At 49.7% G+C, this 20,873-nt stretch carries 9 protein-coding genes; 2 read left to right on the plus strand and 7 right to left on the minus strand.

The features are described 5' to 3' along the window. The first annotated feature begins 205 nt into the window (after window positions 1-205). Together Q7V32_RS07275 and Q7V32_RS07280 are read left to right on the plus strand one after the other, a co-directional pair. Entirely contained in the window at window positions 206-1,009 is an 804-nt protein-coding gene (locus Q7V32_RS07275) for a spermine synthase (RefSeq protein ID WP_304896315.1), read from the plus strand. Next, the gene (locus Q7V32_RS07280; RefSeq protein WP_304896316.1) at window positions 1,006-3,153 is read left to right on the plus strand and encodes a YgiQ family radical SAM protein; all 2,148 of its coding nucleotides are present in this window, start codon (window positions 1,006-1,008) and stop codon (window positions 3,151-3,153) included. The genes Q7V32_RS07275 and Q7V32_RS07280 overlap by 4 nt, the downstream gene beginning before the upstream one ends. Before the next feature lie 192 nt (window positions 3,154-3,345). On the opposite strand, the gene Q7V32_RS07285 is transcribed toward Q7V32_RS07280, so the two are convergent. The 7 genes from Q7V32_RS07285 to Q7V32_RS07315 are packed head-to-tail and all read right to left on the minus strand — an operon-like array spanning window position 3,346 to window position 20,873. After that, the gene (locus Q7V32_RS07285; protein WP_304896317.1) at window positions 3,346-4,671 is read right to left on the minus strand and encodes an ATP-binding protein; all 1,326 of its coding nucleotides are present in this window, start codon (window positions 4,669-4,671) and stop codon (window positions 3,346-3,348) included. Continuing rightward, entirely contained in the window at window positions 4,668-4,919 is a 252-nt protein-coding gene (locus Q7V32_RS07290) for a hypothetical protein (RefSeq protein WP_304896318.1), read from the minus strand. The genes Q7V32_RS07285 and Q7V32_RS07290 overlap by 4 nt, the downstream gene beginning before the upstream one ends. Window positions 4,920-4,961: 42 nt before the next feature. After that, entirely contained in the window at window positions 4,962-8,366 is a 3,405-nt protein-coding gene (locus tag Q7V32_RS07295; RefSeq protein ID WP_304896319.1) for a DUF4157 domain-containing protein, read from the minus strand. Then, window positions 8,363-9,766, minus strand: a complete 1,404-nt coding sequence (locus Q7V32_RS07300) for a contractile injection system tape measure protein (RefSeq protein WP_304896320.1) — start codon at window positions 9,764-9,766, stop codon at window positions 8,363-8,365. The genes Q7V32_RS07295 and Q7V32_RS07300 overlap by 4 nt, the downstream gene beginning before the upstream one ends. Beyond that, on the minus strand, window positions 9,763-13,392 hold the full coding sequence (locus Q7V32_RS07305) for a hypothetical protein (protein ID WP_304896321.1): 3,630 nt from the start codon (window positions 13,390-13,392) through the stop codon (window positions 9,763-9,765). Before Q7V32_RS07305 ends, Q7V32_RS07300 begins: the two co-directional genes overlap by 4 nt. Window positions 13,393-13,407: 15 nt before the next feature. Beyond that, window positions 13,408-17,106: a hypothetical protein gene (locus tag Q7V32_RS07310; RefSeq protein ID WP_304896322.1), complete on the minus strand. Its 3,699-nt coding sequence runs from the start codon at window positions 17,104-17,106 to the stop codon at window positions 13,408-13,410. Beyond that, the gene (locus Q7V32_RS07315) at window positions 17,103-20,873 is read right to left on the minus strand and encodes a baseplate J/gp47 family protein (protein ID WP_304896323.1); all 3,771 of its coding nucleotides are present in this window, start codon (window positions 20,871-20,873) and stop codon (window positions 17,103-17,105) included. The genes Q7V32_RS07310 and Q7V32_RS07315 overlap by 4 nt, the downstream gene beginning before the upstream one ends.

Below are 20,873 nucleotides of genomic sequence, written 5' to 3' on the forward strand. Positions count from 1 at the left end.
GTGGTTTTAGCCACTGACAAGCCTATTTTAGGCGGATAAGTGGTAAAATCGGTGCCAGCACGATAGATCTTGGTGCTTCGTATTAATTATAACATATTGTATTATATGGCATATTTTGATTTTCTTTCAGGCACTATTTAATTTTCTTCAAGACATACCGGCTAATTTCAGACAAAATAGCTGGGTTTTTACCGTCATTAACTTTATGTACAAATACGAAGGCCTGCTCGTCTTTCAAAGCCATGACGATGAGGGCATCATTGAAATTGTCGAAACAATGGGAGTCCGTTCACTTCATTTCGGCACCTCGGCCAGACAAAGCAGCATGCTCATTAACAATCCTGATTTTCTGCATTCAATGTATGCCAGAGCGATGATGGGTTGGATGTTGTTTAAAGACGCCCCCGGCGAGGTACTTATGATAGGTCTGGGCGGCGGTTCTCTGGCAAAATATATGCTGCATCAATTTGACGATTGTAAAATCAAAGTGATTGAGTACCGCCGCAGTGTGGTCAAAATTGCCCGAAGCCATTTCGATCTGCCGCTGGATCCTCGCTTAAAAATCATTATTGGTGATGGCGGGCACTTTATCCGTCAACGCAGTCTAACGCACCGAGGTCAGTATGGCCTGCTGATGATCGATGCGTTCGATCACAAAGGCATGGCGGATTCGGTCAGTGGCGAGGCTTTCTTTGACGATTGCAAGGCCTTACTCAAGGAAGACGGCATTTTAGCCATTAACTTATGGGGTACCGATAAACCTTTGTTCCAGCAGGTAAGCTGGCAATTAGGCAAAATTTTTGATTGGCGGGTTCTGTATTTACCGGTACGCGGCCGCGGCAACATCATCGGCTTTGCATTTAATCCCGGCATTGCCAAGATTTCTATAAAAAACTTAAGAGATCGAGCGGACCTTCTGCAACAACGTTTTGAATTGGAATTTCCTTTTTTTGTTCACGATCTTAAACGCAATAACACCAGCCTTTTTTCACGAGTAGTAAAATCATGACGTCTCTCGCTTTATCACCCACTTCACCTTATTTGTTCGGTTATCGCAAATACTGGGCTCACCGTTACGGTATAGCACCCGAATTCCCGATGACACGCGAAGAAATGGATCAACTGGGCTGGGATTCCTGCGATGTGATTCTGGTCACCGGTGACGCCTACATCGATCACCCCAGTTTCGGCATGGCGCTGATCGGACGCTTATTGGAAGCGCAGGGATTTCGTGTGGGCATTATTTCTCAGCCGGACTGGACCCGTGTTGAAGACTTCAGGCGTTTAGGAGCACCCAACCTGTTTTTCGGCGTAACGGGCGGCAACATGGACTCCATGGTCAACCGTTACACCTCGGATAAGAAAATTCGCTCCAACGATGCCTACACGCCAAACGGCGAAGCGGGAAAACGTCCTGACCGGGCCGTTAATGTCTATTCGCACCGCTGCCGGGAAGCTTATAAAAATGTGCCCGTCATCATCGGCGGAATTGAAGCCAGTCTTAGACGTATCGCACATTATGATTACTGGTCGGATAAAGTACGCAAGTCGGTATTGCTGGATTCCAAAGCCGATTTGCTGGTTTACGGTAACGCGGAAAGACAAATCGTCGAGATTGCCCATAGACTCGCTAACGGCGAAGCCATAGCCGATCTGACGTTTATTCGCGGCACCGCCCATTTTGTCAAACTACTGCCCGAAGGCTGGGTGACCAAGGATTCGACACAGGTTGACAAGCCCGGCCCGCTGTCTCCCGCACAAAACCCGTATCAGGAAGAACCGGCTTGTGCCGACAAACCGGATAAAGACAGTTCCGTGATTCGCTTTGAACCGCGCATCACCCGAGAAAACCGCGCTCAGACGGTGATCCGCCTTCCCGCCTACGAAGCGCTCAAGGACGATCCGATTCTTTATGCTCACGCCTCCCGTGTCATGCACGGTGAAACCAATCCGGGCAATGCCCGCGCGTTGATTCAAAAACACGGCGACCGCGAGTTATGGGTTAATCCGCCCCCCATTCCGCTAACGACCAAGGAAATGGACGGCGTCTTTGATCTGCCTTATTCCCGCTTGCCGCATAAGCTTTACGGCAATGCCAATGTACCCGCTTTTGAAATGATCCAGCATTCGGTCAACATCATGCGCGGCTGTTTCGGCGGCTGCACCTTTTGTTCGATTACCGAACATGAAGGCCGCATCATCCAGAGCCGTTCTGAAGATTCTATCATTCGTGAAATTGAAGCCATTCGTGACACCTCACCCAACTTTACCGGCCACATTTCCGATTTGGGCGGCCCCACCGCCAATATGTACCGACTGGCTTGTAAAGACAAAGCAATAGAAGTCGCCTGCCGCAAACCCTCCTGCGTGTATCCCGGCATCTGCCCCAACCTGAATACCGATCATGCACCCTTGATCAAATTGTATCGCCGGGCGCGGACACTGCCCGGCATCAAGAAAATTTTTATCGCGTCAGGCCTGCGTTATGATCTGGCGGTCGAATCGCCGGAATATGTCAAGGAACTGGTAACGCATCATGTCGGGGGCTATCTTAAAATCGCCCCTGAACACACAGAGCAAGGCCCGCTGTCAAAAATGATGAAACCGGGCATGGGCTCTTATGACCGCTTTAAGCAAATGTTCGATCAATATTCCAAGGAAGCGGGAAAAGAACAATATTTGATCCCTTATTTTATCGCCGCCCACCCCGGCACCACCGATGAGGACATGTTGAATCTTGCTGTCTGGCTGAAGCGCAACGGCTTTAGAGCGGATCAGGTCCAGGCATTTCTGCCCTCGCCCATGGCCATTGCAACAGCCATGTATCACTCCGGTAAAGACACGCTGCACAAAGTCAGCAGAAATGCGCCCGATATTTCGATCCCCAAGTCGATCAAACAACGCAGACTGCACAAAGCGTTTCTGCGCTACCATGACCCCAAAAACTGGCCGATGCTCAGAGATGCGCTCAAAGCCATGGGAAGAGCCGATTTAATCGGTAATGGCAAGCAGCATCTGGTGCCGCTATTTCAACCTAAAGGCAGTCTGGATTCAACGCGAACAGAAAAAACGCTGCGCTTTAAAACCAAATACACAGGTTTGGATAATCAGCCGAAAAAAGCAAAAGCTGAGAAACGATCCTACCGAAAATAGCGTGGATCAATGCAGCAATTACTTTTATGTAGCCTTGAGGGGCCGCGTAAGCCTTGCGAAGAACGCCGTTAACCAGCCATGGTGGCTTGACGACAGCGTCCCCCCAAAGCATACGGTGCCCCTTTTTTATCATCATTGGGAATTGCCGGGATCAATGCCTGAATACCGGCAATGCCTCGGCATAAAACAGGCCTAAAAAACCTTGCCTTCCTTGATCAATTCTCGCTGAATCGCCGTTTCCAGCCGGTTTAAATCGATCATTAGCACGTCACCAGCCAGACATTGCAGCGCGCAGTAATGGGTGATGTTTAAAATGTTCGCGCCGGACAGTTCATAGCGGCTCGCCACCTTATCCCAATCCAGATCCTTATGAATCCTGATTTGTGCGGGAAAAGTCTTTCGCCAGATTTCAGCCCGCTCTTCGGGCCCCGGTATAGGAAAATGAACAATGGCCTGAAAGCGCCTGACGAAAGCTTCATCAATATTACCCCGTTGATTGGACGCCAAAATCACCAACCCGTTATAACTCTCAATCCGCTGTAATAGATAGGCAACTTCCTGATTGGCGTATTTATCATGAGCGTCACGAATTTCGGTGCGCTTACCGAACAGCGCGTCCGCCTCGTCGAAAAACAATATCCAGTTTTTGTTTTCCGCTTTATCGAACAGCCTGGACAGATTTTTTTCAGTTTCACCAATGTATTTCGACACGACACGGGACAAATCAATACGGAAGACATCCTTGCCGGTTTGCTTGCCTAGCAGCGTTGCCGTCAAAGTTTTACCGGTACCGGGCGGACCGTAAAACAACGCCCGATAGCCGGGCTTGATTTTTTTCTTCATTCCCCATTCGAATAACAGCGTGTCGTTATGTTTAATCCACTGCTCGATTTCTCGAATCTGTCTTGAGGTATTCGGGTGCAGCACCAAATCATTCCAGTCCATTTGCGTTTCTATATATTCAGCAGGGAAATCCATGCTGAAGCGCGGCTTGCTGACCGCACCCACCGTCAAACATTCGACAACCTCGGCATCCAGCACCAATCGCCCACTCATTACCGGTTCGCCCTCGGGAACGGGCTCCAGCCACAGCATCTTTTGTTGCGCAAACCAGTGATCGCTACCCAGAATACGTTGCACTTCAAGCCGTTTACCGAGATCGTCACCGGCCAGAATAAATTGAGCCGTTTCGCCGGTAGGAAGAAGTCCACGGTGATTAGCGCCTTTAACGCCGCCGAATTCCGGAAAGTCGCCGCCTTCGGGAAGATAGCCGGCAATCAACTTATTCAGCAGATTAGGTTGTAAATGGGCCGCCAGGGCCAGCATCAATAAGGTAAATTCCTGGTAATTGGGTTTTTGTCTCTCTAACAAATCCGCCAGCCAGCCCTCGTTGTCATAAAAACTCAGCGCAGGCACCTCAAATTTTTCGCTGTGCCCGAAATAAACTTTTAGGCAACCGTCCACCATCCGGGTTAGCCAATCCATTGCGGATTGCAGATTGGGTTCATTGCTATTCATATAAAACAGACTGTAACGTATTTTTTATCATTTTTGATTAACTGAATCAGATTCTCGCCGCCTGTATCAGCAATTCCCAGTTTGATATTTTCAGCGTTATTTTGGGTAGGGAAAAGCCTTTTAAGGAACTCCGTAAACCCTTCCATGGGGGCTTTTGACAACAGCATCCCTGCTGCTGACATCCTCAAAAAGCTTCCCCATGCCCTTTTATTGAGAATTACTGCTAAGCGCCCACTGACCATGGCCATGCTCATCAGGCTCATCTTTAAAATCAAATTGGGGTTTCAAAGTCAGGACACTTTGAAAAAATACTTTTTAGTTTCCTCACCAGGTTTCTTTTTGACTTTTTTAAGCCAGTCAATCGTCACGTTTTGCCCATCCAAATTAACCTGCTGCTTGGAAAGCTTGGATCCTGCGCCTCTGTTAACGCTTGCGTCCAAAGGCCATAAGTTCTGCGGAACATCTTTTCCGCCAAATTGAATCTCGACCACATGGTCGGCATCCATGTATTCTTCAGAAGCGCTCCAACCAAAGCGTTCCAGCAAACTGTTCAGAGATCCTCCGCCCGGCGTGCTCACTTCAGACAAGGGACCTATCACCTTACCGGGGGTGATTTGATAAGACGATTTTATACCGATACTCTTTAGCTCTGCAGGAGGAACGGGCGGACCCGCCTTCAGGTTATGGCCCCCGCCGGGATTGTAAGTAGCCACCAGCTTCCCCGCTTTCATTTTGGCCGATAACTTCCACTTCGGTTTATCGGGCTCTCCCTGGTTAAACAAAAACAGCGGGGGATAACCGGTATAAGCCGGCTTTGGCCAAGGGATAGGGATTGGCGTGACTTCAGTACCGCTCTTTGAATCGGCAAGTATCACTCCAAGTTCAGTGCCGATTTTGCCAAAACTGATATCGAGTTTGTCCAGGTGAGGCTTACGCTTGTCATCCGGAGCATCCTTCAATGGACGCAAATCAGCGCGTATTTTCCGCAGTACCGGTATTTCCGAATCGATTTTATCCAGGGCCGCCTTTTTCTTGGGATCCCCGGTCACGTCTGTATTTGCGCGAGACTCGGCCACAAAATTCTCCAGCCGCCTCGGACTGCTGGCTACCATGGGTTCCGCTTGATCCTCTTCACCTTTAAAATATAGGCTGTGCGGCTCTGCGCCCGTATTGATGGCTATTTTTTTCTTCCACCATTGAAAAAGTGATCCGGCCAGCCCTTTTGCAGATGAAACCAGTTTTTTTAAGATACCGCCTAACCAGCCAACAATCTTATCCAGCCCCTTATCAATTGGTGCCCGTATCTTTTTGACGATACCGACGATTTTTTCCGGTATGTTACCGAGACCGGCAAACTTGGCAAGGAAGGCAATGACGACGGTTAAGGTGCGCGCCATCGTGGTTTCCACTTTTTGAGCGGCACCGGCGATTTGTCCGGCAGCGATGGCGGAGATCGAGTCAATAAACGCTGCCGCAGCCTGACCGATTTGTTTGATCTTTTGAACGAAGAAACTCACCGTATTCCAGATCGCCAACACCGCCTGCACGAAAGCTCCGGCCGGATTGAGCATCATGACCAGTTTGGTAATCGCCGCTTTGACGATTTCGGTAGTGATCATCTGGGTGACTTGCGCAATCAACTGGCCTTTTAATTCGGTTAATTCGGCTTTAATCTGATCCCAGGCGACTGCAGGACCTTCTTTAACCAGCGTAACCAAAATACCGGCCGTTTTTTCCAAACCCGCCAGAACAGGGTCGGGAATTATTTTGACCAATTTGCCGCGAATGTTCTGCCAGGTTAAACCCAAGACCGACAGGACCAATTTAACGATCTCCATCAAATCGAACGATTTGGGTATATAGACACCGGCATCGCCCAAGGGCCCGGTAATCCATTTAATCAATGCGGTTTTCAGGTGTTCACCGATACGTGACATAAAGAGCTGAAAGCCCATTTTGCCTGCTTTAACCAGATTACCGACAAAGCCGATAGGATCCTTGATAATTTTTTGGAAACTGGCCTTGGCTTTAGCCACATAAGGCATGACACCGGGAGCCACGACCGAAAAGATGATCTCCAGCAAACTGAGAATGGTGCCGAACGCCCAGGAAGAAAACTGCACGACAAAACTGCCGAATACTTTAAATACCTTGATAAATAAATTGGGCAGAACGATGAAATCCATGACTTCCAGCGATTTCAACATGGCGATGAAGTCTTGCGGAAATTGCACCACCATCGCAAACAGCTCTTGCAGCGCAGTCTCAAACCATTTCCAGGCTTTTTGTACCGCGTTGCCTTTTTTGATATTTTCCCAAACATCTTCCTGACCGATCAGCTTCATGAATCCGCCGATCAAGGTATCGGCGTTTCTGGGTACCGGCTCATTGCTGATCGGATTTTTACCCAAGATGGCGCACAACAGATCGAAACCCGGCTTACCTTGAGCCAGAGCGGCCAGCGGCATCAACACGGCATCGCGAATAAATTGCAGGATATCCTGAAAAATACCCCCGATAAAGTCGATAATGTTATTGACCGGCGTGGTGAACAGGTCTACCGCCTGCTCCCACGTTCGGACCGGGTGCAAAACTATATCCAGAAAATCCAGGTTGTCGACAAACCGGGAAACGGCAGACCCGATGCTCTCGGCCAGCGTTTCAAAGCGTTTGAGCCGATCTTCCACCCAAGTCCCGGCTTTCTCGAAAACGCCGTACTTTGTCAGCGCGTCAGTGATAATCTTGCCGCCCGGCAAAAATTCGACGACCGCGCGAAGAATATTGGCCGCGCTGCGATCCGCATTTGCACCGTTAATCGGGTTGACGCCGATCACAATCGTGAACATGCGGTAACCGGGAATGTTGTAAGCTTTTTCGGCCAGCCAATCGATCACATCCTGCCATGAGGGAATATCGATACCGAGCAGGCGTTGTATAGCAGGCGGACTGGTGGTTGCACTCTGTTGAGGGCTGCGCTGAATGGCCTGGCCTTGCTGAATGGTGTGCGTCAATTCGTGCGCCAGAAGCTGCTTGCCGCCACTGCTTTCCGGTTGGTATTGCCCGTCGGCAAAAAAGACGTGGTTTTGGTAGGTGAAGGCACGGGCGTTCAATTGCTGACTCAGCCCTGCTGCCTCGGCATCCTGATGGATGCGGATATTGCTGAAATCGGCTCCGAACCGCGGTTCCATGTAACCCCGTACATCGCTGGACAGTGCCTGACCGCCGTTGGTTTTACTGTGAATCGCTGATTGTACGCTGCCCCCTACCGAAGGCGTACCGTCGCCACCTTTGCGTTGCAGCTTGTCATCCTGTTTTTTCTGAACCTGCCGCTCCGGCATTGCAGCTTTTTGTATTTTTTTCTCTTCCTGCTTTTGTACTTTTTCTTCTTTGGTTTCCGCTTTTTGAATTTTTGGGTCTTCCTGTTTTTGTACCTTCTCCTCGGGCAGGCCTGCTTTCTGAATTTTTTCCTCAGGTGCGGGCATGCGCATCACCTTGTCCGCCATCTTATCGGCTTCCTGCTCGAACTTGTCACCGGGTTTATTGACCGTCATCTTCATTTGTACTGACGGTATCGACGCTTCATTAGCCGGAGAAAAAAAGCCACCTGAGCCGGATTTGGCAAAAAACGGCTGATTGACAGACGGTGTCGCCGCCTTGGAAGTACTTGCTGCTTTTTTGGTGCTTGCGTTACTCATTGCATCCACTCAACCCAAAGCAAAGGCCGCATCCACGGCAATTTAACGGTTGCCAGCCCCCAGGGCAGGCTATCCAGCAAGATATCGCAGGTTTGATGTTCGACCTGCAGCCGCCAATCCCCGTCTGCTTGTGCCGTCAATTTGCCCGGCCTCAATAAAAACGTCCCTCTTAAACTGTCGATGGACGTATTGCGCAGTGCCCCCCAATGTTTTATCACCGCCCGCAGCAACGCATCAGCCTCCTGTCTTGCGTAGTCAGGTAATACGACTAGCGACGCAATCGGCGCAGACAAAGGCAGTTGACAAAGTAGTTTGGGTAGCACCAGTTCGTATTCCGGAGCCTTGTCCTGACCTGTAGCCAGGTAATGTAAAAGACTCAGCGCAAAATCTGGCCGAATTATCTTTTCACCTCTGACAATTCCCAAAGCTTCAAACAATTGCGGTAAAAAGGGATGAAGTAAAACCAGACCGGCATTGTCTATATAAAGACCTTCAGCGATGTCTGCATCATTGGCATGCTGGTTTAATGTCACCTCAGCCGACGGCTCAAGCTTACGTTGGATGTCTTCACTTTTTCCCGGCCAGCATTCTTCCAGCCATTGCTGCCACGGCAGCCAATCTTCCGGTTTGTGAGCCTGATCAGTGAGCAGAATCCGGCTTTTATTGATCAACGCTGCAACCGAAAGCCTCTGATCCGAAGCGATCATGACCAAAAGACCCTCTAACAACTGCCTGACAAACGCGTTTTTTTGGTCAATCGGACTTTCAAGCAACACCAGACTGTCAATGACTTCATCAAAAACAGCTTTAGCTCTGTCCGATAAAAGGGCCAGCAAGACTTCGCAAAAGGCCAGGGAAAACTGGTTTAGCAAGCGGGTTCTGACATTTTCATTTTTAAGTTCAGCCATCAATTCCCGGATGAAATAGCTTCCTGGATGCCCGGTTGCATCTTCGTCCTGCCAGACTTCCAGCACTCGCTGCTCAAGACTCTGCTCCGGCAATAACTTAAAAGACCAAGGGAGGCGTCCGGAAACTAAAAAAAACAACAGGGCCTGTTCCACCGATTGCCGTTTGCTTTTGTAGTTAGCGATACTGGCATCATCAGTTTCCAGTCTTGCATGCACAGACACCCAGTCCAGTAACGATTTGGCAAGACTCTCGGCAATTTTCTCAGGTAATTCCTGAGCCAGGCGATCATAGTCGATAGTACCCGCATCGATAACCAGGCTATCAAGATATAAATGCGCATCCGGTACCGAACAGCGGTCAAAAGTCTGTTCCAAAACAGGGATAATTTTACTGGCAGTCAACTGCGACAACAGCCGCTGCAAAGTCAAACTTTCGGCTTCGGTGCCAGACATCTCTGCTTCAAGCCGGTATTGCCGTATGCTGTGGTTCATCTTGCCAGCGAACGTTCAACACTGAAAAAACAACCGTCCGCAGTAATGACGGTCAGCTTGACAGGATCTGCGATTTTCTCGAATGATACTTCGGTTTTTACGCCCGTGTATAAAGGCTCCGTTGGAATTGCATTGATAAAATCCCAAACCCAGGCGGCGATATCAGCGCGGGGGTCTCCGTCAATTTCGCCAATTAAAATAAAGCGGCCATCTGCTGCCCGTTCTATCTGAATAACAGGCTTTAATTCAGCGCTTTTGCACAAATCTCTGAAGGCGCTGCCCTTGCATTGATTGCGTTCACGGCAATCAAACGCGGGCACTCTGCTTTCTTTTTCCTGCCTGCGATCAAGGTATATCAGGCCGTTAAATTCGGAACCCTCATCCTGTTTTTCATAGGTGTAGCGAACGTTAATCTCAAAGGAAGGGGCGGGTTTGGCATAAGCGAAATCAAATTCCAGACTGAACGTTTCGCAGACGAAATATTCGATATGGAATACGCTGAAAGGGTAATCCGCTGAAGGTTTATAACCCAGCATTAAGCGGGGTTTGTCCAAAACGCCGAAAGCCTGCACCAAAATCTCATTGATAAATTGATTCAGCCTGTCTATCGCCTCGCTGATCGTTTTATCAAAATCCTGATTTAAGCTGACAGCCGTGACGTCGGAAAAGACTTTTTCCGACGGTATTTCAAAATCCTTATCGTTAAACCGGAACCGGATTATGTCGCTTCCAAGCGAGAAAAACTCGTAAGGCATTTCGCGTTGCGGCGGCTGCACCCATAAGCGATAAGCACAACGGCGTGACACGCCATCACAAGGCAGATTGCACGAGGGCTCGCAACGATGAGTAATGACAGCCGTCTCTGAGCACCCCAGGCTATCGACGGCTTGAATAGTCAGAGGCGTTCCGCTGGCAACAGGCCCTGAAGTAAAGACATCAGCCTCCAGCAATTTGCCGTTAACCGAATAAGGCCGCGTGCCGCCCTGAAGGGCGACTGTGGCAACATAGTTATCACCTTCCACGCAATCAAAATCCGGTTCACCCAGCCTTAAAGGATCGGCGATGAGAAGCGCCAGGGCAGCCGATTCCATACCTTCTGCATCCTTTATTCTGAGACTGTGTTCCCCGGTTGCTAGCAACAAAGGTGCCCCCTCAAATAGAATGTAGTCTTGCTGATCCACCTTAATGCGGTAAGGCGCCAGCCCCCCTTTGGGCGAAACCCTGACCTCCGCGAGTTTGTCGCTGTTCGTGCAACCGATGTCGACACTGATAACCAGCGGCGTTTTAGGCAGAACAAATTGGACCGGCGCACAGTCCGAGCAACACAGATAAGGCAGATAAAAATCGGCAATAACGGCGCCTTCCTGCAATTCCAGCAAAGCCGCTTCCATCAATTTTCCGAATTTAGACTGTTTACGGGGCGCAGAACCTAAGCTCTTTTTTACAGCCCGGGTCTCGTAATACACCAAAATAAAGGTCCCACCCGGCGTCACCCCTGCTTTATGCCTGATACCGGGATGTTGCTTGAGAAAATGACTCAACCCTCTTTTTTTGCGAACTTCGTTAATACGGCGCTTGATTTCATTTTTAATCAGTTCCAGCGCTTCCAGCTTGCATTCGCTGCTCAAGTTCAGCAAGGCCGATTCCAATTGCGCCCAATCTAGTTCACCTTGGGCGTCACCTGACTCTTTTTGTCCTGCAATTTCAGCCGTCCAGGTTTTAACGCGCTCAATGTGCCTGACCGCCGCCTCGATATTCAGAGCGGCAGGATCATCGGGTAAAACGGCTTCGAATTCATCCAGTAAAGTCATGGAATAAATCGCCGCATTCAATAAAGCCGGTTGACGTAAACCGGCAACCCGGTCCATGTCCGGTTTTTCGATTCTGTTCTTATAAAGCTCGCCCAGAGTTCCGAGGGTCTCATCGGCATTTGCTGCAGTAACGGCAGTGTTTCCAGCCACCCGGACCGCTTCATTGATCTTTATTTTCTTGCCGCCCAACACCGATTTTGCTTTTTTGGCCGCACAGGCAATTTCCAGTTTATAAGCTTGGTACAGAATCAACAAGTCATCGAAATTGCAGGACTCCTCAGCAAAATCAACAGGATCTTGCTCGTCCGGTTCACCTGCTCTCAACGCGATGATTTCAACAGGCAAACGATAGGAATTTTTTTGACTCAACAGTGATTGCAATACCTGTTGATAGGGCTTTCCCAAATGGCCTTCAATACGCAGAAAATTATAGGGTTCCCAATCGTAGCGCAGCGGTTCAGTCACAAATGGCTGGCTCGCATATTCGTCCGAACGGTAACTCAGATTCTGGTCGGCCCGCTTCCGGCGAGTCAATAATGGACTCCATAACTCAAACAACGCCGGATTTCCGTCTTGACGGTAGTAATAAGGGATGGCTTTAGCCGATAAAGCCACATCACCCAATCGGCTGGGCGTAATCCGGATTTGCAGATCGATTTCGCTCTTTTTGACGGCGGCCAAAGGCGGTTCATCGGTGAATTGCTCTATCATCCTGACCAACCGATTAAACAGCCCTTCCAATGAATTGACTTGCTCCGCGCAGTGACTCGCCGCAGGAGACGGTAAAAACCGGTGCCTGTACAAACCGGGTTGCGTAACCGTTTCGGGAAAAACCAGCCCGAGCATTAAATGACGTGGAAACAAACCTTCCGGCGGACTGCACAAACAGAATAAGTCGATGGCTTGCCAGCGAAATTCGTTATAAGCCGCCAGCAAATCATCAAAAAAATCGTAGTAATATTGAAGAAACCGAAGCTGGGTTGCCGTTTGCGGCACCGTATTTAAAAAACCGAATTTGGTATCGAAACCACCAAACGGGTCGCCGCTGTTGTGTTTATCAACAATCGGTTTGAAGGCCTGATAAGCAGCCGATAATGCATCTTGCGTTTGAATGGCAAGTTCATCGCTGAAGACTGCAAAAAATGCAGACAGTACGTCTTCTGCAGACAACGGATCCGTATTCGGCACATCGAAGGCAGGTAAATGTAAATCAGGCAGATTGAGGCGGGCGGCTAAACTGGTTTCCAAATCCGCGTAGAGGCCTTCATTCCCCGGACTGCCCGTCTCCAGCGCCTTGTCCGCATTCTCCTTACTGATTAGTAAACGCCTGAGCGTCAAGGTCACAGCCGACCCTTTATCATCACAATTATTAGGACTGCAGTTGCGTAAACCGGCTTTTTTTAATTCCAGGAACAACAGAACCACTTTATTGTTCAAGAAATTGGCCGGTTGACTGATGGGCGTAGTATTGGGTTCACCCGCCGGAAACAGTTCCCACATCGCAGCGCCGTCGAAAGGGGCATAGCTCACCCCCTCCGGTAAGCTATAGGTCCGGTACGCAACCAACTCGAGATCGTCGGGCTCAGCCAGTAAATACCCTTCCGAACTGATGCCCAGACCTTTGGATAGTTTTATTACAGCAGCCGGCGCGGCCTGATAGGCAACATCAAGGCCGCAAACAATACCGATACCGATGAGATTAGCCCGCGTCAGGCGGTTTTGCTCATCCAAATAGTTGAAAACATCATTCAGATGCCGGTTACTCAACACCTGATTCGCTTCGAAAATGGGGTAATGATCTTGTTTAGCTTGCATGGCGTTTAAACCTAATCAGAGAGTTTCAAAAGGCCGTTGTGCGGAGCTGAGTGCACCTAATGCCGTTTTGTCCAACAGCACCGGATTCTGGTCGCTGCCGTCATCGCAATCGTGCAGCGTCGCTTCGGGGTAGGTATTTTTTAATGCGGCCAATAAATTTAAAACAATACGCAACCGGTAAGAAACTTCCGTATACGCGGCATAACGCTCTTTCAGCATCGCCTCCAGCGCTTCTCCGGTTCCGGCTTTAAAATCAAGATCAGGACATAGACTGACAGGACCGGGGTTAAATGGCGGCAATTCCTCCAGCGCCAAACCGTCAATGATCACGTTATCCAGCCATTGATAAAACAGCGTCCCGTATTCGGCTAAAATCTTGGCGGCGCAACGGCATACAGAGGTTTCGGAACCGTTAATCAAACCGGCCTGCAAAAGCGCCGAAACGCGCTCCTGCAAACGCTCTGAGGTCCAATCAAATGCAGCATTGGCATTCAGCCAACGGCACCATGCTTCCTCAAAACGCTCAAACTGCCAGCCGTAGTGCACAACCTGTATGAAATATTCGATCATCACCTCGGTAATGCCACTCCATAGTTGCGGTGTCAGCTGCAAACTGCAGCTTAGCGACCCTGCATCAACGGTGTTAAATACTTCGCCAAGCCGCGCTTGCAATGCCTCGTCATGAAAATAAACCAGGGTTTTATCGTCGTACCAGATTTTAAAAGCCTGGCTGAACGCCTGGTAAATTGCAGACGCGCAGGCACAGGCAACTTCCTCATCAGGTCTTTCGCCATCGCCGGTGAGCCCTTGTGCCATCAACAAAGCGGCAAGATCGGTCATAACCTGATCGCAAGGATTTTCAATAAAGCCGTTATTGCCGACCCAACAGATTTTGGCCAGCAAATGAGCCGGTGTTTCTTTGCGTATCGTGCGATCGGCAAACTCGCGCAGTTCCAGATTTTCGTTGTAAGGGGCGACCCAGCCCGGCATGACCCAGGTCAAGCGAAACGAATAAGGGTCTTCATCGCCGCACGTATTACAGCCGGTATCCTGACAAACCGGATAAAGCGCATCGCCGGGAAATTTCGGCCTTAACAAGATATGCTCAATCAGCAAGGCCCGTTCGTTAGCGCTCCAAGCCAATAAGTCTTGTTTGGCTAAAGCCGCACTTTCCTCAGATTCAAATAGCCGGGTATGCGCTGCGAAAACATCACCCTCCGAATTGACCAGTTCCAGCCGGTAGTCCGCATTGTCCGGCTTGATTTTGTAAGTTTCCGGATCTATCAAGATGTGCATAAGCGCCCGATAAGCCTGCTGTTCCGGCTTACCCGTGTCATCCATTGATAACGACCCGCTGATTAGCGTTGGCCCCAGGTATTCGCTCAAGGTAAATGCCACATCGACTTTTCCGCCCGCAGGCGCAGATGCAACAAACTCAAACTGCCAGTCCGGATAGCCCAACAGTAAACTGACGCGTTTTTTGAGCACCGGATACTGTCCGGCAAAACAGGTCTTTTCACGGTAATGAAAAGACCGGTAGCGCTCCCGGCTGATCACCGGCAGTGCTTTTAGAAAAGCCAGCTTGGTTTCCAGCAACAGTTCAAGGGCTTTCTGCTGTCCGGCCACATCCGTCAGCAATAAGGTATATTCGGAAAATTGTTCACCAAAGCGGGCCAAAAGATGATCCAGAAAACGGTTTCGCCGCGCTAAAAACTCAGCCGTGGTTTCGATCAAGTCCTCCAGCGATTTTTTGTCCAACCCGTTGAGTAAATCGTCGTAGCCACTAATAAGCTCTTCGTTGAACAGCCTGACAAAATAGGTTCTGTCCATTCCCGATTGCATAGAGAACAATTCTGCCGTGTTAGCCAGTTGGGCCAGCTGATTGCCCAATAGCTGTTCAAATACCATCAGGTAAGCTTTCAGTTGTAAAGCTTGCGCTTTGCGTTGCGGTGAAGCCTGAGGCGACAAGCCTTCAGTGCCCACGCCATAGGTCAACGGCAGACTGTATTGGACAGGGTAATACGCTTCAGGATTTCGAAACTCACCGACGGGGGTAGGCAAATCATTGCCTGCATTTTTGATTTTTGGTCGTTCAGCCTCACCACGCAACTGGGTCAAGGTATCCAGAGCTTCATCCTGTCTTGCTTTAAAAGGGAGGCCGTTTTTATAAAACAGAAAGCGCGATTGTTTGCTGTAAAAACGGGGTTGTTTGCGGTTATCAATGAACAGTATCCACGATGCGCTGATTTTGTCCGGATCAAATAATGGCGCCGGATGACTGAAATCAGGATCGGCTTTGCCCTTGATGACGTGTCCTTGCGTATCGTAGCCGGTCAGCAGCAACTGGGTGACGGACAGCACCCCATCAATGTCCATCAGTCGATTGATGATATCGGATGTTCTTAACTCGGTTTGCAGCTGGGCTTTGGCAAGATCGTCAGCTTTGATGAAGCCATTGGCCAGAGCCGGGCCGTTGAAAATGTCTTCAACGGCAATACCTGCGTTCTGCATGTCCTGCAGACTGTAAAAATAAACGGGTGGATTGAAGTAATGTTCGATCTCAAACCAGATCAAGGCCTGGACACGATCAATATCGGCATCAGGCGCGACTTCCACATCGGCGCAGACCGCAACGTCTTCAATCTCGACGCCTTGTATATGACAATAATCTTCATCCAGATTACGAACCCGGAGTAATAAGTCTTTGGCCTGATCTACCGAGGCTTCGACTGCGGCCAGTTTTCGCCGGTAAAGGCTGACAAATCCCGAAAGGGAAGCATCGGCCAGCTGTTTCTCAAGCGCTGCGGCCGTCGTCAGCCCTCTGGCGCTACTCTCGCCAAACAACCTCAACGCGGCATTGTTTATTGTGACAATGCCTCCGCCTGACGGGAATTCCAGAACAAAATCGACATAAATTACATCCCGCCAATGTTTTTGCAGATAGCCGTCGCGCCCGGCATCATCCAGCAACGGATCCGTCAGTACATCGTAATCCTGGGTCGCACCGAAGCGCACAGAGAGCGTAAATTCGCCCTGCTGCTCCAAAAACAGCAGCCGGTATTTGCGGTCCATTAACTGCAAATCGGGAAAGCGCAGCTCCATTGTCAAAGGGTAGGCTTTACCTTCCGCGTCGAATAAATTGACGGTACGCTCAATTTTCCTATCGTTCAGATCGCCCAATTCGGGATCGGCTTCCAATTCCAGCAAGACATCATAAAGACCCAGTACGTCGACTTTTTTCGGCTCATGCACGCTGTTTTGCGGCTTTTGGTAAGCCAGTGTCACGGTTTCATTCTCGCAAACAGCGTAATAATTGACATCGCAGGCGCATTGTTTACAGAAAATCCAGGCATTGCGTACCGTGTCCAAATCGATCAACGAGCGTCTGAAATCATCCGGTGTAACCGGGTTGACCGTTAAAATGTCCCGGGCAGTGAAAAAAGCCTGGCCCGCAAAAGGCTTTTCCGGATCGGCTTCAGCCGGCGGAGGCATCAATAAATCCTTGATGTCCCAGTTACTGCGATAAGCCAGATCGGTTAGCGCATAGCACAGCGCTTCAAGCAGCGTGATTCCTGGATCGTGCGTGTTGTAATCCGTCCAGAAACGACTGCCCATTTCGGCTATATAACCGATACCCTCACGGCGCAATTCAAAAAAATCCTCTGCCGTTTTTTGCGCCGGTTGCTTGGCTATTGTGACGGATTGCTCGTTCATGATTCGCAGGGACAGGTTTCGCCGGTAGTCTGTAAACCGGCAGGGTTAAGCGCATCGATGCTGTGTTCGGCAGCCGAAACTAAAATGGAAACGGCGGTGTATCCTTCCGCAACATCAGTATTTACATTGCTTTTGACATCACCGATGTCATGAAACATCAAAAAGTCGGTGACGTAATCAACGTAGGCCTGTTCTTCGACGAAATTAATCAACACCGATTTATGGACTTTTCCGCCAAACGAAGGCCTGGCATCACTGAAGAATGCCCAGGGCGATAAAAACCGGACAATCGCCTCATGTAAGGTTTTTTTATAAAACATTTCATCAAAACCCTCATAAAACCGCACTTTAAACGCGCAGCGCACCGCTTCGAATTGGGGATTTCTGACATGCAGCTTCACAAAACACGGCAGCCGCTGACGCAGAAATTTTTCGACGTCGGTCAGTAAGCCCAAGCTGGTAAAAGGCTTGAGCGGATCTTTGAAGGTGTGAAACTGCTGATTCGGAAGGGTTACGACCGTGACATGACCGGGCGCGAGCTCCCGGTAAGTGCCATCGCCACTATCACCGGGCTCGTAGTGTGTATGATTGAGACATTTGGCCCGATAAAGCTCAGGAAACGCATCCAGCACCAGATGCTCATAATCCCATAAAGCAACCGCCCGGTCTTTATGGCGCAGCCGCTCACTGATCCGGGTATAAAAAGCCTCTGCTGCCTCGGCCCCGCGGCCGCCAAAACTTTCAAACGGCTGATCGATTTTTTTAACCGCCGCATGCGGGCGATCCAGTTTTGTTATTGTGCCTGCGGCCAAGACTTTTGCGGAAAATGCAGGATCGTTATCCTTATCAACAAACCTCGCTTTTAGTGCCTGTGCTGCTACTTTCTGTAAACGGCAAACCGCCTCGCTGTCTGAGGAGACCGCAGCGCGCAGCCAGTGCATTGTGCCGGGTAACAAGGTATTACTGGCATCGGCATCCCCAGGCACGATAAAGACAATGATGCCGGATTTGAGTAAACCGTCTGTATCGTCTTGTACCTCGCCAGATTCGAAGGCTTTCCACTCGTTACTGCGCAGATAACTCCATTGAATGTGCTGATCAGGCTTTACCGTCAACGGATCGGCCGTGCCATCGGCCACTTGAAACAACAAAGCCAGATTTTGCGGAGGCTGGAGTCCGGTCAGGCCTATATAAAATTCCGCCGAACTGGGCACAGGGCTTTCTTCCCGTGTAACGACAAACTGAGGAAGCAAATAAACCGGTTTTACGGCAGGCAGCTTGGGATTCTGCAGCGCATGTCCGAACGGCCCGACATGGAAAAACAAGGCTTGCTGATCGTTACTCGCCGCTACCGAGCCAGACAGCGACAACGTCTGTTCGGCGGTATAGTCCATTGTTATGCGCTCGGCAAAAGGCCCGATAATCGGCGCCCCCGGATGGAAGGGCGGTTTAGGATCAATATCAGCCAGAAAATGGGTCAGATCCAGCAAATATTGATTGAAACCCATATCACCTTGAAAAATCAAACGCAGATAACCGTTGACCGCTTTGATAGGGTAAGGATGGTTTCCCTGCATCCCTGAAAAATTGCCGGTGGCTTGCTGCGCTGCACCGGTCAAATTGAATGTGCCGGTATCAAAGTCAAAAGAGCCAGACGGATCACTCCACTCGCCATCTTTTAGATAAGCTACCGCTATGGTGGGTTTATCATTGTCTGCTGCAGCAATAGCGGCACTTTCGTCCTCAACGACTGCGGCCATCTGGCTACCGCCGGGTTGCTGATTAATGGCATTAGCCGCCAACGGCATACTGATCAATAATGGAAAAATGGATGGCGTCCTGTAATACCGGGGTTTATTCTGCCAATCGAATGTCAATGAAGCGGACACCAATTGCTTTTGAAAAACTTCTTGGGAGCCGATAGTAAAACGAGTGCCTTTAACGGGCTGAGCCCCGTAAGGCTGAAACGGCTTGGATAAATCCACCGAACCGAAATCGTTGGATACCGCAAGTGATCGCAGCCCCTTAACACTGACGGTCAGCTTTATCGAGGTGATGATAAATGCTTCCAGCTCAGGGTATATATATGATACGCCGTCGCGATGGCGCAATTTAACCAGCAAGACAGGTAGCGCGGTCGCAAAACCGTAGCCGTGAACTTTATCGGAATAAGCGGTAACAGCGGCATCGGCGCCGCCCAAGATCACGGTTAATGTCAGCTTATTGCCATTACGGACAAAGGATGTGGCGGTTTTTTCTAACCAGCCTTTCTCAGCGCTGAGCCAACAGGTGATGTCGTTTTTTAACTCAGACCCTGAACCGCTATGGCTTCCTGCCAGCATAAGTTCAAGAACAAGGGTCCGAGTCCCTTCTGCCAGCCAAAGATAATGAGAGGCCACCATAAAACCCAGTTCCGCTTTGGGCATGTTGATGGTTTGCAACTTTCCGTTTTTATACTCTTTGTTAAAAAACGGATGCCAAGTGAGGTCTTGCTCCGGCAGTTTTGCGCCTAAGCCATCGGCTGAAGCGGCTTCCGGTGAAGCAAAAAACCGGTTTTGATGAGAGTTCTCGGGCAGGGTAAAACCCAGTTTTTCATCGTCATGCCGGTAAACCGTCTTTAACCCACTCACCTGGGTCCGATTGGCAACAAAATTACTGGCAGCGGCAAAAAAAGCGTCTTTACCCCAATCGTCTTTTCCGGCTTTAAATAAGCTGCCTAGTTCCAGTAAATGGGCTTGCGTCTGCCGGGTCAATTCAACCAAAAGATGAACCTGCGCCGGCTCAGCGGGCTTTTCTTTAAGTTGCAGAATATCCCTGTAATAAAAATCCAGGTGTCTTCCGGTTATCGTGTTGATTTGCGCGCGCGCATGTTCGAATAAACGCAGGAACGCCAGAAACAGCGTGTAATGCGGATCATGACTGTTTAGCCCGGTAAAACTGGTTTCTAATGCGGCTTGCGCATCAACTACCGTGCGTGCATAGGCTTTAAGAAACTGATCGAAAGCCGATGTAAACAGATTATGCGTAGCAAGGTGATTAATACGCTCGAACGCATCACCCGGCGGAAGACCGAAAATGCCGGGATCCCCGTTGATCAAACCAAGATAAGCGGCCCAATCGTTTGCCCCACTTATCCAGTCTTTGGACAAGCCTGCGGCAAGAACCTCGCTGAATTTAACCGCGTTTACGCCCAATACTGAAAGATCAGCCGGGATATCCGCCACCAAAGGATGGGGTAACGCTTGCGCCAAATCCGCTTTGGAATAACTGATCAGCCGCTTAAATGCGGGAGCCAGTTGCGTTTGTATCCGGTTTACCAGTGTGGCTTTCAACGCATTATCCGCAGGCAATCCCTCTTTCAACCTATCCAGTTGACTTGCCAGTGATCCGGCACAGGAAAATAACAGGCCTAAATTATTTTTTAACTTATCGGTTTCATTTTTATGGTCGCGATCATTCAGATAATCGAACCGCTCTTTGACATAGGCGCGGTAACTATCGACAGCCTGTACTGACGCAACCGCCAATTGTAGCGAAACGTCCTTGCTGAAAAAGCGCTGCCAGTCACCCGATACCGTGGTATTGGAGCCGTAATAATTTAAAAATGCCGCATAGTCTTTGGCAAAGACCATGCCGTGTTCCGGCCTATGTTCGTTGACCGGTGCATAGTCCGGCGATAAGGCCTTAAGCAGACGCGCATCCTGGCTGGTCCCTTCATGGATGAGCTTCAATGGATCGCGGTTTTGTTTGCAATCGTCGGTCGCCAT

It is taken from the genome of Methylicorpusculum sp. (assembly GCF_030651835.1).
Classification (GTDB): Bacteria; Pseudomonadota; Gammaproteobacteria; order Methylococcales; family Methylomonadaceae; genus Methylicorpusculum.